The 16,844-nt window shown below is 66.3% G+C and carries 16 protein-coding genes; 11 read left to right on the forward strand and 5 right to left on the reverse strand.

The window, feature by feature from the left end:
• Positions 1-53 precede the first annotated feature (53 nt).
• From Q2T94_RS09080 to Q2T94_RS09100, 5 genes are all read left to right on the forward strand, one after another.
• On the forward strand, positions 54-2,042 hold the full coding sequence (locus tag Q2T94_RS09080) for an ABC transporter ATP-binding protein (RefSeq protein ID WP_302266393.1): 1,989 nt from the start codon (positions 54-56) through the stop codon (positions 2,040-2,042).
• A gap of 220 nt (positions 2,043-2,262) precedes the next feature.
• Positions 2,263-4,404: an acyltransferase family protein gene (locus Q2T94_RS09085; RefSeq protein WP_302263758.1), complete on the forward strand. Its 2,142-nt coding sequence runs from the start codon at positions 2,263-2,265 to the stop codon at positions 4,402-4,404.
• 145 nt (positions 4,405-4,549) lie between these two features.
• A complete protein-coding gene (locus Q2T94_RS09090; protein ID WP_302263759.1) occupies positions 4,550-5,206 on the forward strand; it encodes a pentapeptide repeat-containing protein in 657 nt (218 codons plus the stop codon).
• 60 nt (positions 5,207-5,266) lie between these two features.
• A complete protein-coding gene (locus tag Q2T94_RS09095; RefSeq protein WP_302263761.1) occupies positions 5,267-6,031 on the forward strand; it encodes a CPBP family intramembrane glutamic endopeptidase in 765 nt (254 codons plus the stop codon).
• Positions 6,032-6,126: 95 nt separating this feature from the next.
• The gene (locus Q2T94_RS09100; protein WP_436836844.1) at positions 6,127-7,278 is read left to right on the forward strand and encodes an MFS transporter; all 1,152 of its coding nucleotides are present in this window, start codon (positions 6,127-6,129) and stop codon (positions 7,276-7,278) included.
• A 308-nt stretch (positions 7,279-7,586) separates the two neighbouring features.
• Here the strand turns inward: Q2T94_RS09100 and Q2T94_RS09105 are convergent, their stop codons facing one another.
• Both Q2T94_RS09105 and Q2T94_RS09110 read right to left on the reverse strand, forming a co-directional pair.
• Positions 7,587-7,871 (reverse strand): transcriptional regulator, encoded by a 285-nt coding sequence (locus Q2T94_RS09105; RefSeq protein ID WP_302263763.1) that lies wholly within the window; start codon positions 7,869-7,871, stop codon positions 7,587-7,589.
• A 2-nt stretch (positions 7,872-7,873) separates the two neighbouring features.
• On the reverse strand, positions 7,874-8,530 hold the full coding sequence (locus tag Q2T94_RS09110) for a hypothetical protein (RefSeq protein WP_302263764.1): 657 nt from the start codon (positions 8,528-8,530) through the stop codon (positions 7,874-7,876).
• A 140-nt stretch (positions 8,531-8,670) separates the two neighbouring features.
• On the opposite strand from Q2T94_RS09110, the gene Q2T94_RS09115 reads away from it, so the two are divergent.
• Complete coding sequence (locus Q2T94_RS09115; RefSeq protein WP_302263766.1) at positions 8,671-10,026, forward strand: MATE family efflux transporter; 1,356 nt, start codon at positions 8,671-8,673, stop codon at positions 10,024-10,026.
• A 13-nt stretch (positions 10,027-10,039) separates the two neighbouring features.
• Here the strand turns inward: Q2T94_RS09115 and Q2T94_RS09120 are convergent, their stop codons facing one another.
• Positions 10,040-10,699: a GntR family transcriptional regulator gene (locus tag Q2T94_RS09120; protein ID WP_302263768.1), complete on the reverse strand. Its 660-nt coding sequence runs from the start codon at positions 10,697-10,699 to the stop codon at positions 10,040-10,042.
• Positions 10,700-10,844: 145 nt separating this feature from the next.
• On the opposite strand from Q2T94_RS09120, the gene Q2T94_RS09125 reads away from it, so the two are divergent.
• From Q2T94_RS09125 to Q2T94_RS09140, 4 genes are all read left to right on the forward strand, one after another.
• On the forward strand, positions 10,845-12,179 hold the full coding sequence (locus Q2T94_RS09125; RefSeq protein WP_302263769.1) for an MFS transporter: 1,335 nt from the start codon (positions 10,845-10,847) through the stop codon (positions 12,177-12,179).
• 68 nt (positions 12,180-12,247) lie between these two features.
• Positions 12,248-13,468: an alpha-hydroxy acid oxidase gene (locus Q2T94_RS09130; protein ID WP_302263770.1), complete on the forward strand. Its 1,221-nt coding sequence runs from the start codon at positions 12,248-12,250 to the stop codon at positions 13,466-13,468.
• A 34-nt stretch (positions 13,469-13,502) separates the two neighbouring features.
• Positions 13,503-14,075 (forward strand): hypothetical protein, encoded by a 573-nt coding sequence (locus Q2T94_RS09135; RefSeq protein ID WP_302263771.1) that lies wholly within the window; start codon positions 13,503-13,505, stop codon positions 14,073-14,075.
• Positions 14,076-14,113: 38 nt separating this feature from the next.
• Positions 14,114-14,416, forward strand: a complete 303-nt coding sequence (locus tag Q2T94_RS09140) for a hypothetical protein (RefSeq protein ID WP_264271336.1) — start codon at positions 14,114-14,116, stop codon at positions 14,414-14,416.
• Positions 14,417-14,746: 330 nt separating this feature from the next.
• Here Q2T94_RS09140 and Q2T94_RS09145 read toward each other — a convergent pair whose 3' ends face one another.
• Together Q2T94_RS09145 and Q2T94_RS09150 are read right to left on the reverse strand one after the other, a co-directional pair.
• Entirely contained in the window at positions 14,747-15,076 is a 330-nt protein-coding gene (locus Q2T94_RS09145) for a hypothetical protein (RefSeq protein WP_302263772.1), read from the reverse strand.
• 57 nt (positions 15,077-15,133) lie between these two features.
• A complete protein-coding gene (locus tag Q2T94_RS09150; protein ID WP_302263774.1) occupies positions 15,134-15,688 on the reverse strand; it encodes a CGNR zinc finger domain-containing protein in 555 nt (184 codons plus the stop codon).
• Positions 15,689-15,833: 145 nt separating this feature from the next.
• Between Q2T94_RS09150 and Q2T94_RS09155 the strand changes: the two genes are divergently transcribed.
• Complete coding sequence (locus Q2T94_RS09155; RefSeq protein WP_377700281.1) at positions 15,834-16,808, forward strand: EamA family transporter; 975 nt, start codon at positions 15,834-15,836, stop codon at positions 16,806-16,808.
• The last annotated feature ends 36 nt before the right edge of the window (positions 16,809-16,844 follow it).

Consider the following 16,844-nt stretch of genomic DNA (forward strand, 5'->3'; position numbering starts at 1 on the left):
TCGTGGAACCGACCGACGAGATCGACGAGTTCGACACGGCCGGGGCCTCCGACATGTTCGGCGACTCGCTCCCGGTCCGCAAGGCCAAGCACTTCTGGCCCTCGGCCAAGCGCCTGGTGGGGCTGCTGGCCCCGCAAAAACTCGGCATGACCGTGGTCCTGCTGCTGGCGGCCGCCGGAGTGGTTCTCTCGGTGATCGCACCGAAGATCCTGGGCCAGGCCATGGACGTAATCTTCGCCGGCGCCATTGGCGGGAACATGCCCGCAAATGTCCCGGTGGAGCAGGTCATTGAGGGGCTGCGTGCCTCCGGGCAGAATGACCTGGCCGAGATGATGTCCAAGATGAACCTCGTCCCGGGCGTCGGCATCGACTTCCCCCTGCTCAGCCGCTACATCCTCATCGTGCTCTCCATGTACTTCGTGGCCTCGCTGTTCATGTGGGCCTCGGGCTGGTTGCTGAACCGCCTGGTCATGAAGGTCGTCTACGGCCTGCGGCGCGACGTGGAGCACAAGCTCAACCGGTTGCCGCTGAATTACTTCGACACGCGCCAGCGTGGCGACCTGCTCAGCCGCGTCACCAACGACGTGGACAACATCCAGAACGCGCTGCAACAGGCGATCAGCCAGCTGGTGCAATCGCTGCTGACGGTCATCGGCATCATCATCATGATGTTCATCATCTCCTGGCAGATGGCGCTGATTGCGCTCATCGCACTGCCGCTCTCCGCGGTCGCCGCGGGCGTCATCGGCTCCCGCGCCCAGGGGTTGTTCACCGCGCAGTGGAAGAACACCGGTGCACTGAACGGGCAGATCGAGGAGTCCTTCTCCGGCCACGACCTGATGAAGGTCTTCGGGCGCGAGCAGGACATGCTGGACCGCTTCCACGAGAAGAACGAGGAGCTCTACAAGGCCTCCTTCGGCGCCCAGTTCGTCTCCGGCATGATCTTCCCGGTCATGAACTTCATCTCCTACCTGGCCTACGTCGGCATCGCCGTGGTCGGCGGCCTGCGCGTGGCCTCGGGGCAGATGTCCCTGGGAGATGCGACGGCGTTCATCCAGTACTCGCGCGAGTTCACCCAGCCGCTGGGGCAGATGGCCGGCATGGCCAACATGCTCCAGTCCGGCGTTGCCTCCGCGGAGCGCACCTTCGAGCTGCTGGATGCCGACGAGCAGGACGAGGACACCGTGACCGCGTCGCTGCCGGCCCGCACCGACGGCCACGTCGAGTTCGAGCACGTCACCTTCTCCTACTCGGAGGACAAGCCGCTGATTGAGGACCTGTCCTTCGAGGCGCACCCGGGGCACACCGTGGCCATCGTCGGCCCCACCGGCGCGGGGAAGACGACCCTGGTGAACCTGGTCATGCGCTTCTACGAGCTGAACTCCGGGCGCATCACCCTGGACGGGGTGGACGTGACCCGGATCAGCCGGGCCGACCTGCGCTCCAAGGTCGGCATGGTGCTCCAGGACGCCTGGCTCTTCGGCGGTTCCATCCTGGAGAACATCCGCTACGGGCGCCTGGAGGCCACGGACGAGGAGGTCATCGAGGCGGCCAAGGCCACCTTCGTTGACAGGTTCGTCCGCGCCCTGCCCGAGGGCTACGACACGGTCATCGACGAGGAAGGCACCAACGTGTCGGCCGGCGAGAAGCAGCTGATCACGATCGCCCGCGCGTTCGTGGCCAACCCGTCGCTGCTGATCCTCGACGAGGCGACCTCCTCGGTTGACACCCGCACGGAACTGCTGGTGCAGAAAGCCATGGCGGCGCTGCGCAGCGACAGGACCAGCTTCGTGATCGCCCACCGTCTCTCCACCATCCGCGATGCCGACACCATCCTGGTGATGGAGGAGGGCAGGATAGTGGAACAGGGCAACCACGAGGTGCTGCTGGCCGCCCGCGGTGCGTACTACCGGTTGTACCAGTCGCAGTTCGCCGGCCCGGCCGAGGTTCTCGACGCGGAAAACGCCCCCGGCGGCGCCCCGGTGCTCGAGGGCAGCGAGCCCGCCCTTGAACAGGACGCCGAAGCGGAGTTGAAAGGCTAGAACCGGTGCGCCGGTAGCGCGCCGGGCACTGCCAGCGCGCAGATGGCCCCGAAGGGTGCGGATCCCAAGGATCCGCACCCTTCGGGGCCACCGCCATTTGTTGGAAGTATCAACTTGTGGCCCCACGACGGATCGAGGGTTCGGGTGGTGGGATAGGCTTGCCCGAGTGACAGTTCGAACCGGTTCCGCCCCTCAGCCATCCCCGCACGGGACCCCATCTGTGGACGGTCCACGGATCAACACCAACGGCTCCTCGGTGGGATTCCGGGCCGATATCCAGGGACTTCGCGCCATCGCCGTGCTGATGGTCATCATCCACCACCTGCGCCCCGGCGCGCTCACCGGCGGATTCATCGGCGTTGACGTGTTCTTCGTGATTTCCGGCTACCTGATCACCGCGCACCTGTTCCGGGAAATGCGCGCCACCGGGACCATCAAGCTGGCAACTTTCTGGGCCCGGCGCATCCGGCGGCTGCTGCCCCTGGCGTTCACCGTGCTCCTGGCCAGCGCCGCACTGGTGTATTTCTTCATCCCTGCCACCGAGCACGGCACCATGTTCAAGCATGTTGCCGCCGCCGGGTTCTACATTGAGAACTGGGCGCTGGTGGCCGACGCCACCGACTACTCGGCCGCAGGGCAAATGGCCACCGTGGTGCAGCACTACTGGTCGCTCTCCGTGGAGGAACAGTTCTACCTCGCTTGGCCACTGTTGATCCTGGGCGCCGCGTTCGTGGCCGGCAAGCTGGTGCCGCGGGCGAGCATCGACCGGCGTGGCTTCTCCGGACCAGGGACCCGCAGGCTCTTCCTGGTCGCCATCGGAGCGATCATGCTCCTTTCCTTTGCCTACGGGCTCTGGGTCACCACCGCGAACCCCTCGGCAGCCTACTTCGACACGGCCGGAAGGGCCTGGGAGTTTGCCGCCGGCGGCGTGGTCGCTTTGTTCTGCGTGAATCGCGGGGTCGGTGGACTTCGCGGCGCGCTGCTGGGTTGGGGCGGGCTCGCACTGTTGCTGGCCGGTGCCCTGCTGATCCCCACCGAGACCCGCTTCCCCGGAACCATGGCCTTGGTTCCGGTGCTCGGCACCGCCGCGATGCTCGCCGCCGCAGGCACGCAGCGCCCGGGCATGCGCTGGTTCTCCCACGCCAGCTGGCTCTCGATCCACCCCGTGCGCCGGGTCGGGGACGTGAGCTACGGGGCCTACCTGTGGCACTGGCCGCTGATCATCGTTGCACCCTTCGTGCTGCACGCCGAACCAAAGTGGTACCACGAGGCAGGCATCCTGGGACTGGCAATCCTGCTGGCCTGGCTATCGCAGTTGCTGATCGAGGATCCGCTGCGCTTCGGGAAAATGCTGAAGCCGGTGCGCAACACGTTGGTCTTTGCGCTGGCAGGGATGATGCTGCTGGCATCGATCGCGTGGGCGGGCACCACTGCGTCGGCGCAGAGCGCGAACCTGCCGCGGATGGACACCGCCTCCACGTGCTACGGCGCCGGGACGCTGGAACACGCGGCCGACTGCCTGCCCGTCGCCTCGGACTTCGCACCCTGGCCCTCGGCGGTTGCCGTCTCCCAGCAGGTGCGCAGCCCCTTGTTCCCGGGCTGTGAAACCGACACCCTGCAGGTGGCGGAATCCAGCTGCCGTCTCGGCAAGACCACTGACCCCAGGTTGCGCGTTGCCGTGGTGGGGGACTCGCACGCCTCGGCCTGGCTGCCGGCGCTGGTGGAAATCGCCGAGGAGCGCGACTGGGAACTGGTGACCCACATCCGCTCCGGCTGTTCGCCCTCGGTCGCCGCGCTCAAGGGCTCCGAAAAGCTCAGCGGCACGGCCGAGCGCCTATGCACCGAATCGGTGCGTGCCCTGGGTCCGCGGCTCGCGGCGGATCGGGACATTGACGCCGTGATCGTGGCCGCGCAGGGCAACAAGCGCTCTTGGATCTCCTCCCCGGGCTACGAATTCGCCGACCCGGCCACCGAGGGTTTCACCAGCCTGTGGCAATCCTGGATCGATGCCGGCAAGACGGTCGCGGTGATCCACGAGGTGCCGCGGCTGGGAAACGTGAACGTGCCCACGTGCGTGGCCTCGAACCCCCGCGACCCGCTGGCCTGCGCGGTGCCCCGCAAAGAGGGCCTGTCGATCAGGGAGAACCTGCAAAAGGCGCTGGACAGCGATGCCGCCCCACGCGGCATCGTGCGCGCGGACCTCACCAATTCCATCTGCTCGCAAGAGACCTGCTTCGCCGTCATCGGTTCGCTGATCACCTACTACGACCAGTCACATCTGTCCCACGACTTCTCGGCGTCCCTGGCGCCCATGCTCGCCAGGGAACTGGACCAAAACCCGGTCTTCGGCACCGGCGGCTAGGGCCGGCGGTGGGGAACCCCCTCCACCGTCGCGTCGACACTGCCCCGGACCTCCCGTCAAGTTGTCACCGAGGTGAGAAAGCCAACGTGCGCCTACCCACGCCCCTGCCCGGTGCCGGCGTGGTGTGCGGCATAAAATGATGCCCATGCCTGCATCCGTGAAAGCCCCCCGCCTGCCCGCCTTCAAGGAACCGGCCACCACCGGGTCCGGGGACCTGACCGGGCTGGAAACCGACGGGCGCGCCGAGGGCCTGCTCTTCGAATCCGACGACGCGGCGGGGGTGGACCTGGAGGACGCGGTCTTCACCGAATGCATCTTCCGCTCGGTTTCACTGCAGGGCGCACCCATGGCCAGGGTGACCTTCGGGGATTGCCGCATCGAGGAGGTCAATGCCCCGGTGCTCGAGGCACCCGACTCCGGATGGTGGAACACCGCAGTGGTCGGTGGACGCATCGGATCGGCCGAGCTCTACGGAGCCACGTTCCGCTCGGTGAAGTTCGAGCGGGCCAAGCTCGGCTACCTGAACCTGCGCCGCGCGAGGATCAAGGACGTGGAATTCCGCGACGTGCACATCGAGGAGCTCGATGCAGGAGGCGCCAACCTGGAACGGGTCACCTTCATCGACTGCACCATTGACACCCTGGCCCTGAACGGCGCCAAGCTCAAGGACGTGGACCTGCGCGGGGCGCGCCTGCGCACGCTCTCCGGAATCACTGCGCTCAAGGGCGCCACGGTGAGCTACGAGCAGCTCCTGGACCTGGCCCCGATCCTCGCCAACGAACTGGGCCTTCGCGTCGAGTGAGAAGTGTGCGGGGCGCGGAAGTGGATTCCGGACCTGGGAACGCTCGGTAGGCTGGAAACCATGCAGCAAACTCCTGTCCCATACCCATACGCCCCGCTGCCGCGCAAGCGGCAACCGGTCTTCGAGGCCGGGCCCATGCGGCGCGGGGACGTGGTGGTGCTGGGCACCTACCTGGTGCTCTTTGTCCTAGGCGCCGGTGGACTGCTGGCGCTGGTCCCGGGTTTCGTCGAGGCCTTCAAGAACCAGGATTCGGCGCAATTCGGCGTTAACCTCATCATCTACGTCGTGGTGTTCACCGGGGCGATCATCATGGGCTTCGAGGCGCTGCGTTCCTCATTCGCCACGTTCAAGTACCACCCGTGGGCCAAGGCCCTGATGGTTCCCGGGGGCTGGCTGGGGTCCCTGATCGTCAGCGCCATCGTGCTGGTTGCCATGGGGAATCCGGTCAAGAGCGAGAACCAGCTGGCCATCGAGGGCATGACCCGGTCGGTGCCGTTCGCGACCATGTTCGTTGTCACCGTGATCCTGGGCCCCTTCGTGGAGGAATACATCTTCCGCCACCTGCTGATCGGCAAGCTCAGCCGCAAGCTCAACGTCTGGGTCTGCGTGCCGATCTCGGTGGTGCTCTTCACCTCGCTGCACTTCATTGGATCCGGTTCCTTCGACCTGACCAGCGCGATTCCCTATACGACGCTGGGGATCATGATGTCGCTCGCCTACGTTGTCACCGGAAAGTCGCTGGCCTACTCCTACGTCCTACACGTCTTCAACAATGCCGTGGCGCTGATCCTGTCCTATACGCTGCTGCCGCTGTTCCAGCAGTAGATATCCAACGAAAGACCGTCGCACAGGTGAGTAGCGTTCCCGAAGATTCAGCGCACTGGCACGGCCATGCCCATGGCAGCCGCGGCTACCGCAAGATGATCCTGGCGCTGTTCGCCGCCGGGGTGGCAACCTTCTCCCAGCTGTACTCGGTCCAGGGCGTGCTGCCCGAACTGGCCCGCGACCTGTCGGTGAGCGAAGCCGATGCGGCGCTTGCGGTTTCCGCCGCGACGCTGGGCCTGGCCGCTTCGGTGCTCTTCTGGTCGCTGCTGGCCGACCGGATGGGACGGCTGCGCGCCATGACCATCGCCGTGACGGCGGCCGTGGCGCTGGGGCTTGCGGTGCCATTTTCCCCTGGCTTCGAATGGCTGCTGGCCCTGCGTTTCATCGAGGGCCTGGCCCTGGGCGGGATCCCCGCGGTGGCGTTGGCGTACCTATCGGAGGAGGTGTCGCCCCTGCATTCGGCGGTTGCCGCCGGGACCTATATTTCCGGGACCACCCTTGGCGGGCTTGCCGGACGCCTGGTGGCCGGGCCGCTGAGTGAATTTGTTTCCTGGCGCCTGGGCACCCTGGTGGTGTCGGTGATGGCAGCCGTCGCCGCGGGCGTTTTCATCGCGGTGGCTCCCAAGCCGCGCGGTTTCACTCCCGTGCCCTGGCGCAGCCCGAACCGGATTCCCTTGTGGAAAAAGCTGTGGATGAACCTGCGAAAGGGGCCGCTGCTGGTGCTCTATGCGCAGGGTTTCCTGCTCATGGGCGGCTTCGTGGCCGTCTACAACTACCTGGGATTCCGGCTGGAGGCCGCGCCCTTCCTGATCCCCGCCTCGCTGGCCTCGCTGGTGTTCGTCGCGTACCTGTCGGGAGCCTGGTCATCGCGCCAGTCCGGGGCGATGGTGGCGCGCTTTAACCGCCTGCCGGTGCTGCTGACCTCCATTGCGTTGATGGCCGCGGGCCTTGTGATGACACTGGTCGATTTCCTGCCCACGGTCGTCTTCGGGCTTTTGGTGTTCACCGCCGGGTTCTTTGCCGCCCATTCGGTGGCCAGCGGCTGGATTCCAATGCTCGGCGTCGGTGGGCGGGCACAGGCCGCCAGCCTGTACAACCTGGCCTACTATTCCGGGTCTTCGCTCTTTGGCTGGGCCATCGGCATGGCGTTCAACGCCGCCAACTGGCCGGGGTTGGTGGTTTCGGTGGTTTCCCTGTTGGTGCTGGCGGCGCTGCTGGCACTCGGGGGCCTGCGTCGGCACCCCTAGGCTTGGCGGGGAAAGCGGGCCCGACGACGGGTTTCCCGGCGAGTCTGTGCAAATCGTGCTGGCTCCGGCGCCGCCACCCGTTATGCTAAAGAAGTTCTCTGTATACCCATATTGAGAAGTAACAACGAAGAGATTGGAAGTGGACCACATGCGTGGAAGCAACCTTGTATGGACAATCGTAGGCGTTCTCGTCGCCGTTGCCTTGGTAATCTGGATCGCTTCTGCGATCTAGGGCATCGTCTCTGAGTAGTTAACGGCAAGCCCCGTCCAGCAATGGACGGGGCTTGCTGCATGCGGGGAAAGCGCAGTTAAAGCAGTTGGATGAGCTGGGCCTTGTAGGCCTCGAACGCGGCGACGCCCCGAGCGGTAATGCCGACATAGGTGGCAGGGCTTCGGCCCTCGATGACCTTCACCTGGGAGATGTACCCGGCGTCCTCCAGCTTGCGCAGGTGCGTGGAAAGGTTGCCCGCGGTCATCGACAGGATTTCGCGCAACTTGGGGAAAGCCATGGATTCCTTCGGCCCCAGGGTGTTCAGCGCCGACATGACCCGCAACCGGGCATCCGCGTGGATGAGTGGATCCAACTCGGCCATGGCTACTTCGCCGCCGGGGAGGAAGCGCGGCGGCGAGCCAGTGCGAGGAGCCCGGCGGCGATGAAGAGGACCGGGCCGCCGATGGCGAAGATGGAAATGAAGGTCCCGGGTCCGGCGACAAGCCCGGCGACGTTCAGCGCGGTGAAGCAGGCACCGAGGATGAACATGTCTCGGTCCTGGAAGATTGCGGCCCCGGCCATGTACATCAGGGAGACGACCAGGATGGCCACCGCGTTGATCAGCCAGCCGGTCGCCAGCTGCGCGGAGTCCGGCATGAGCCTGGCGAAGGCGATGCTGAATATGGCCACGGTGGCGAAGCCGCCCATCCAGCTCATGCCGTAGGCCATGCCCGCGAACTTGGAATCCCCACGCACCTGGGATCCGGAACGGATGCCCAGAACCGCGGTGTAGGCCACGGCGGCGAGCAGGATTATCCCGCCGAGGACCAGCGCGGTCGTGTAGGCCAGTGGAATCCAGCCGAACGTTGCGCCGTGCAGCAGCCCGTAGCCGGCCAGGTAGGCGAGGGCCCACACGAAGTAGATGAGCGCGACGTTGGGTTCAATGGAGGCGCGGGTTGCCGCGATGGTCTGGTTGATCGCCGCCAGTGCGGCGCGCGGATCAAGTTGCTGGTGGGAGTCGGGGGCAGGGTTCGTGTTCATGGTGATGCCTTTCCTTCGCGGTGCCGGGGGATGGAATGAAACGACAATCGATCTGCAAACAAGTTTGTGACACAAACCTGTTTGTGTCAATGGCTTCTGGGGGACATCGTGGGCGAGACCGTGCCCGGTAGGCTGGTGGGGTGAAAGAAGCAGGCAGGAAACAGGTCGTCACCCCCGATGCGTCCCGCGGGTTGGGCCGAACCATTCTGGCACTGGCGGTTCCCGCGCTGGGCGCTCTCATTGCGGAGCCGCTCTTCCTGCTGGCCGACATGGCCATCGTCGGGCACCTGGGCATCAACGAACTTGCCGGCGCGGGGCTGGGGACCACGGTCCTGCAAACCGCGGTGGGACTCATGGTCTTTCTGGCATACTCCACCACCCCCGCCGTAGCCCGGGCCATCGGCGCCGGCGACCTCGGGCGGGCCATGGCCGCCGGGCGCGACGGGATCTGGCTTGCCCTCGGCCTGGGCGTGGTCCTGGGCCTGGCCGGGTTCTTCGGTGCACCCATGCTGGCGGCCGCCATGGGAGCCCAGGGCGAGGTGCTCCGGTTCGCGGTGGACTACATCCAATATTCCACCTTCGGCATACCCGCGATGCTGCTGGTGCTCGCCGCAACCGGGGTGCTTCGCGGCATGCAGGACACCAAGACCCCGCTCTACGTGGCGGGGATAGGCTTTGCCGCAAACATCGCGCTTAACCTCATCCTGGTCTACCCGCTGGGGATGTCCGTTGCCGGTGCCGCGCTGGGCACCTCGATCGCCCAATGGGGGATGGCCGCGGTGTACCTGTGGATGCTCATTCCACGGATCCGCAATGCCGGACAGTCGCTGGCGCCGCACGGACGCGGGGTGCTGGGCACCGGCCAGGTCGGATCCTGGCTGATGCTGCGCACGCTGTCGCTGCGCCTGGCCTTGCTTGCCACCGTCTGGGTGGCCACCGGACAGGGTGCACTCACGCTCGCCGCCCACCAGCTGGTCTTCACCATCTTCACCTTCATGGCCTTTGCGCTGGATGCGCTGGCCATTGCGGCGCAGGCGCTGATCGGCAAGGAGCTGGGGGCCGGGAACGCGGTGCGGGCCAACCTGCTGACCAGGACCATGTGCCGCTGGGGCCTGTACTTCGGCGCGGCAACCGGCGCGCTGCTTGCGGTCATCGCCCCGTTCGTCGGCGCGCTGTTCACCACGGATGACTCGGTGCGGCAGGCGACCATGGTCGGGGTCTGGATCCTCGCCGCGTCCCAACCGGTCTGCGGGCTCGTGTTCGTGCTGGACGGGGTGCTCATCGGCGCCGGGGACGCGCGCTACCTGGCGGTAGCCGGCGTCCTCACGCTGCTGGTCTACCTGCCGCTGCTCTTCATCGTCACGCTCTTCGAGCACGCCGGCGTCTCCGCCGTCGCCTGGATCTGGGTGGCATTCGGCCTGGGCTTCATGCTCGCCCGCGCCGCGACGCTCACATGGCGGGTGCGCACCGACAAGTGGATGCGCCTGGGCGCCTGAACCGCGGGGAGACTCAGGCCCAGAGGCTCCCGGGGTCGGTGAACTGCTGGGCCATGGCGGTGCGGATGGAACGCAGGTGCACGCGCATGGCTTCCTCCGCCGCCCGCGCATCCGCCGCGGCGATCGCGGCGTAGATGGCCTCGTGCTCGGCAAGCTCGGTGGGGGCACCCATGTAGTGCTGCAGCCCCGGCAGCACGTGGTGGGCGCGGGCGGTTTCGTCGAAACAGCGCCGCAGGGAATCGGCCAGGCGTGAATTGCGCGAGGCGTCCGCGATGGCCTGGTGGAAGTCCTGGGCCGCCTTCATGGCCCCCAGCGGGTCGGCGGCGGAGAGCGCCGCCTGGGCATCGAGCAGCTGGCGCAGCTTCACGGTGAGTTCCTGCGGCAGGAATCCGGCGGCGGCGGCCGCCGCGTGCGGTTCCAGGAGCATGCGCAGGTCAAGGGTTTCCTGCACGTCGTGCAGGCCCATGGTGCGCACCAGATAGCCCTTCTTGGGCAACACGGTCAGCAGGCCCTGGGAGGTCAGCAGGCGCAGCGCCTCGCGGACCGGCGTCTTGGAAACGGAGTACTCCTCGGCCAGGCGCGGCTCGACCACGATGCTGCCCGGGGCGATCCTTCCCGAGAGGATGGCCGCGCGCAATTGCACGACCAGGCGATCGGTGAGCGATGGACTCATCGGTGAAACTCCCTCGGGTCGGCGGGCGTCGGTGCCCGCGTCACATTGGGCCGGATGCTTCCGCGGCCCTTGTGAAAGATACTACCTCCCTGTTAGAAATATCTTTCAGGGATTTTTCAGGATTTTGGACGGATGGATGTCAACGATGACCACTAACCCCGGGCTTCGCGCCGAGGAACAGCGCGCCGAGAACCAGCGGCTCACTCCGGCCGGACGCCGGGCAGTCTTCGCCGCGGTTCTCGGCACGGTCATCGAGTGGTACGACTATGCGCTCTATGGAGCGGCGGCCGGCCTGGTCATCGCCCCGCTCTTTTTCTCCGAGGCGGTGTCCTCGGCCGCCGCCATGATGGCCTTTGCCACCTTCGCGGTGGGGTTCGTCGCCCGACCGCTGGGCGGGGTCATCGTCGGGCACATCGGCGACAAGTACGGCCGGCGCCCGGCCATGATGCTCACCATCGTCCTGATGGGCGTGGCCACCGTCGGCGTGGGGCTGCTGCCTACCAGCGCGGCAATCGGGGCGGCCGCCCCGCTGCTGCTGGTCATCCTGCGGCTGCTGCAGGGCTTCGGGGCCGGAGCCGAGCTGGCCGGGGCCATGACCCTGGTGGCCGAATTCGCCCCGCCGAAGCGCCGCGGCTTCTACACCTCGCTGGTGCTCTCCACCCCGCCGGCCGGCATCGCGCTGGCCACCTTCGCCTTCTTTGCCGTGTCCTCGCTGGGCACCGAGGCGTTGCTGGACTGGGCGTGGCGCGTCCCGTTCCTCGTTTCCGCGGTGCTCTTCCTGTTGGCCCTGTACATCCGCAACCGGCTCGAGGAAACCCCGGAGTACTCCCGGGCCGTCGAGAAGGCGGCGGCCGAACGCACGAAGTCGCGGCTGCCGCTGCGCGACGTGCTGGCCCGCGACTGGCGCCAGGTCCTCATCGGGTTCTTCTCCATCACCGGGCACAATGCCATGAACTACATCCTGGCCGTCTACGCGCTGAGCCTGATGACCTCCCCGCTGGTGGGGCTGGCCAAGTCCGACGCGCTGTTGGCCGTCACCCTCGGCTCGCTGGTCTCCGTCGCGCTGACCCCGGTGGGTGGCCGACTTTCGGACAGGTTCGGCGCCGCGAAGGTGCTGCTTTTCGGCTCCGTCATGGGCGCGGTGCTGGCCTACCCGATCTTCGGGCTGCTCAGCGCCGGCAGCTTCGCCCTGGCCTTCACCGCGATCGCGCTGGGCTACGGGCTGGTCATCCCGGCCACCAGCGGTGCGCAGGGTGCATTCCTCACCAACCTCTTCCCGCCTCAGCGCCGACTCAGCGGAATCGGCGTGGCTCGCGAGACCAACGGGGCCGTGGTTGCCGGGCTCAGCCCGCTGATAGCCGCCGCCCTGGTCAACGCCGCGGACGGCAGCACGCACCTGGCCGCCGGCTACCTGCTGGCATGCTGCCTGCTCTCGGCGATCGCCGTTCTGCTCTCCCTGAGGGTTCCCGCCAACCACTGACCCGCCCTTCCCCGTGCCCCACGCACCATCCCCCCACGCACGATCCACAGAAAGCCGGACACCCCCCCATGAAGCGCCGCCTGCCGCAGATATCCGAACTTCGCTCGCTGATGAACTTCGAGCCCGTCACCCTGGACAGGCGGGCGGCACGACTGGCCAAGGCCGCCGACGTGTGGGACCTGCGCGCCATCGCCAAGCGGCGCACCCCCACACCGGCGTTCGACTACGTCGACGGCGCGGCCCAGCGCGAGCTGACCTACCGCCGCTCCCGGGAGGTACTCGACTCGATCGAGCTGATTCCGCGCATCCTGCACGGCACCGCGAAGGCGGATTTGTCCACCACCATTGCCGGTGCGTCCTCGGCACTGCCCTTCGGCATCGCCCCGACCGGGTTCACCCGGTTCATGCATGCCGAGGGGGAGACCGGCGCGGTGCGCGCCGCCGCGGCCGCCGGCATCCCGTTCTCCCTGTCCACCATGGGCACCCGCTCGCTGGAGGAGGTCGCCGAGGCGGCACCGGAGTCCCGCCGCTGGTTCCAGCTCTACCTGTGGAAGGACCGCGAGAAGTCGCGCCAGCTGCTGGAGCGTGCCAGGACCGCGGGCTATGACACCCTGCTGGTCACCGTCGACACTCCCGTGGCCGGCCAGCGCCTGCGCGATGCCCGCAACGGCATGGTCATCCCGCCCAAGCTGAACCTTAAAACGGTGCTGGATGCCTCCTACCGCCCCGAATGGTGGTTCAACTTCCTGACCACCGACTCGTTGAAGTTCGCCTCGCTGTCCAACAGCGCCACCGACCTGCCCACCCTGATCAACTCGATGTTCGACCCGACGCTCTCCTTCGCCGACCTGGAATGGATCCGCTCGATCTGGGACGGCAAGCTCTTCGTCAAGGGGGTGCTCACGACCGAGGACGCGCGCAAGTCCGTTGACGCCGGGGCCGACGGACTGGTGGTCTCCAACCACGGCGGTCGCCAGCTGGACCGTGCCCCGGTCTCCTTCGAAGCGCTGTCCGAGGTGCGTGCCGAAGTCGGTGCGGGGGTGGAGATCATCCTAGACTCGGGCATCATGTCCGGTGCCGACATCGTCGCCTCGCTCTGCGCCGGGGCCGACTTCGTCCTCATTGGCCGCGCCTACCTCTACGGGCTGATGGCAGGTGGCGAGCAAGGCGTCGCGCGGGTCATCGAACTGCTGGCCAAGGAAATCGAGGTCAACATGCAGCTCATGGGAGCGGCCACGATCGCCGACCTCGGCCCGGGGTTGATCCGTCGGCGGCCCGGGCGCGAATGAGGCCGGAGGTTCCATCGCCGGTAGACTTGTGGACGTGCCTGCAGTAAAAATCCCCGCAACCATTGCCGCCGAAGTAGCCACCCCAGTGATGGGGCGCGCCGCGACGGCCGCCGGTTTTGCGCTCGTGTCCATATTCTGGCCCGCCGCCAACAACCAGGTGCTGGCCTACTCGTTGGCTGCCTTCATGGTGATCAGCGCAAAGTTCCTCTGGGACTATGCCAGCGTCCCGAGCGCCCCGAAGTCCGTGCGCGGGCTCTATGCGGGTTCCGCGGTGGCCATGATCCTCGCGGGCCTGGTCATGGCGTTCCGTCCCGAGACCCTTGTGGTCGCGATCGCCGGGGCCGCCGCGTGGATCCTCGCCGGCGCACTGGAAATCGTGGTCTTCATTCGGCACCGCGCCGAGTTCGTCCCGTTCAAGGATCAGCTGGTCACCGGCTTCGTGTCCCTGGGCGCGGGGGCGTCGCTGCTGATGGGTCTGCACTTGGACGCCCACGGATTGCTCGGTCTGGCAGGCGGTGGCGCCATTATCCTGGCGGTGTTCGTACTGATCTCGGCCTTCGGCCTGCGCCATGCCGCGAAGGAACCCGAGACCGGGCTTTGGAGCTAGAATAAATGTTGAACCAAAAACCTGTAGGAGGGCCTTTCGTGGGCAACACCCCAGCCGAGAAAAAATCTTGGCAGCAGAGCATCAAGGCACCCCTTTCCTTCTCCTTGGTCATGGGCATCGTTGCCGGCGTCATTGCCACCATTTCGTCAACCGGTGGCTCGGATAACCCGTTGCGTATCGACATCGGGCTTGTGGCCTTTGGCGTCGCCTTCGTCGCGTGCTTGTTGATTATTTCCGTGATGACCATGGCGGGCAAGGAAAACCCCGAGGAAATGGGAACCGGATCCGGAGTCAACCGCTCGTCGGAAACCCCGGACGCGAAGCCCAAGAAGAAGAACTAGATAAACCACGCTTTTGGACGATGCCGCCCGGGAATCCCGGGCGGCATCGTTGGTTAACCGGCGGTGGCGGTGAAGAAAGTGCGGGCGTCGATTTCTTGGCAACCTTGTTGCAACAAGGCTTCTTCCCAGTCCCTCACGGCGACCGGACGTACATCGCTTCCGCACGGCGGCGCTGACGGGCGCCTTCATTTTCGCGCTTGGTCTTTTGGTGTTTGTCCCGATGATCAAGGGCTCCGAGCACAGGTTCAGGCGCCGGCAAGGCTTTCCCGCAGGATAGATCCGTGAAGGCCAGGTGGTTGCCTCCACGGCATGGCTTGTGCTGCTGACGGGCTAGAGCGCGGGCTCGGCGCCGTCGCGCCCGCCCCAGCGATCCAGGAATTCGTCGTGGTCCAGCTCCTCGAGGTCCGAGCGGACCATCGCCACCATTGACTCGGCATCCTCGATGCTGCCCGCATTGATGCGCAGCACCTCGGCTTTGTTGTCGATCCGGTGGACGACGACGGCAGCACCGACTGCGTCGGATCCGGCTCCGCCGAAGAAGCCATTGACCAGCGCGGCGGCCCAGCGGGCGGCGGCTCTTGCCGGGCCGTCATGGGACTTCTCCAGGTCGACTTCGTACTCGTCAGCGGCGTGTGGTTGCGGGGCTTCTTCGCTGTTCACGGTGGCTCCTCCGATCGGCGGGCCTAATACACTTTCGGCCCTGGCTCCAGTGTATGTTCACAGCCCGGGTTTTTGCTCGGATTTTCGCTGGCGGTATGCGCGCACGTGCTCCCGGTTGGCACAGTTGCCGGTGTCGCAATAGCGCTTCGAACGATTCCTCGAGAGGTCCAACAGCACCGCCTCGCAGTCCTCGGCCGCACAGGCCCGCAGGCGCGACAATTCGCCCGAACGCAACACATCCACCAGGGCCATGGCGGCTTCCACCGCCATGCGCTCGCTCAGTGGCGCCTCCGGCGTGGTGGCGTGGATGTGGTATTCCCACCCGTCGTGCTTGACCAATTGCGGCAGGGCGCGGGCGTTGCGCAGGATGTTGTTGACCCTGTCCACGGCCTCCTCCTCGGAGGCGGACCACAGCTTGCGCAGCTGGGAGCGCAGTTGGCGTACCGAGCGCAGCTCCGCGTCATTGTGGGTCCGAGAGCCGGTGAACCCCTGCTCGTTGAGGAACTCGTTGAGGTCGGCACGCGTGAGCAGCCCGTCGGAAGCTTGGACTGATGAGTTGATGAGGGCAACGACAGTGCCCAGGGCAACCTCTGTGTCAGGGGCAAAGATCAATGTGACTCCTGTGGTGCACTGTGGATTGACGGGGAAACCCCCGTGGATCTAGTGTCATGATCATACATAATTTTACTCCTGACAGTCGTTGCGGCCACAAGCCCCCTTCGCGCGTCGGGCCGACTTTGCCAAGGAGCGTATCGCCGTGCCAAGAGAAGAAATCCCCACACAGTTGGCACAGCTGTCACCCCCTGCAGTCCCGGTGTCGTCCTCGCGCCCACGCCTGGGCGGCGTCGGCATTGCGCTGTTTTCATCGGCGGTCTTCGGCCTGTCTGGTTCGTTCGCCAAGTCGCTGCTGGAGGCGGGCTGGAGTCCCGCCGCGGCGGTGACGCTGCGCATGGCAGGCGCAGCACTGGTGTTGCTGATTCCCACGCTGCTGATCATGCGTGGCAAGTGGTCGCTGCTGGCCCGCAACTGGAAGTCGATCCTGCTCTTTGGGCTTTTCGGCGTCGGCGCCTGCCAATTCTGCTATTTCCTGGCCGTCGAAAGACTCGATGTGGGAGTGGCGCTGCTGCTGGAGTACCTGGCCCCCGTGCTGATCGTGCTCTTTCTGTGGGTTCGCCACCGCAGGACTCCCAAGGCCATGACGATCGGTGGCGCGCTCCTTGCCCTCGCCGGCCTGGTCGCCGTCCTGGATCTGGCGGGTGAGACGCGCGTTGACCCGATTGGGGTGCTCTGGGGACTGGGTGCTGCCGTAGGTTTGACGGTCTACTTCTTCGTCAGCGCCCGAGCCGATGGCGCACTGCCTCCAATCGTGCTGGCCACCGGCGGGCTGCTTGTGGGGGCAGCGGCCATGGGAATTCTGGGTGTGGTCGGCCTGCTGGACATGCAGGTGAGGTTCGTGCCCGTGAAGCTGGCCAGTTGGGAAACCCAGTGGTGGGTGGCACTGGGCGGACTGGTGCTGTTCTCCACGGTCATCGCTTATGTCACCGGCATCATGGCAGCCCGGACACTGGGCTCGAAGCTTGCTTCCTTCATCTCGCTCACCGAGGTGCTTTTCGCCGTGCTGTGGGCGTGGCTTCTGCTGGGTGAGCTGCCCGCAGGAGTCCAGTTGCTCGGAGGACTGTTGATCGTCGGCGGCGTGCTGCTGGTACGGGCCGACGAATTGCGCAGCCGGTAGCCAGCGCGGCCAACACGCAAGGCCGGTGTGCAGCCG

It is taken from the genome of Paeniglutamicibacter sulfureus (assembly GCF_030512175.1).
In the GTDB taxonomy this organism is placed as follows: domain Bacteria; phylum Actinomycetota; class Actinomycetes; order Actinomycetales; family Micrococcaceae; genus Paeniglutamicibacter; species Paeniglutamicibacter sulfureus.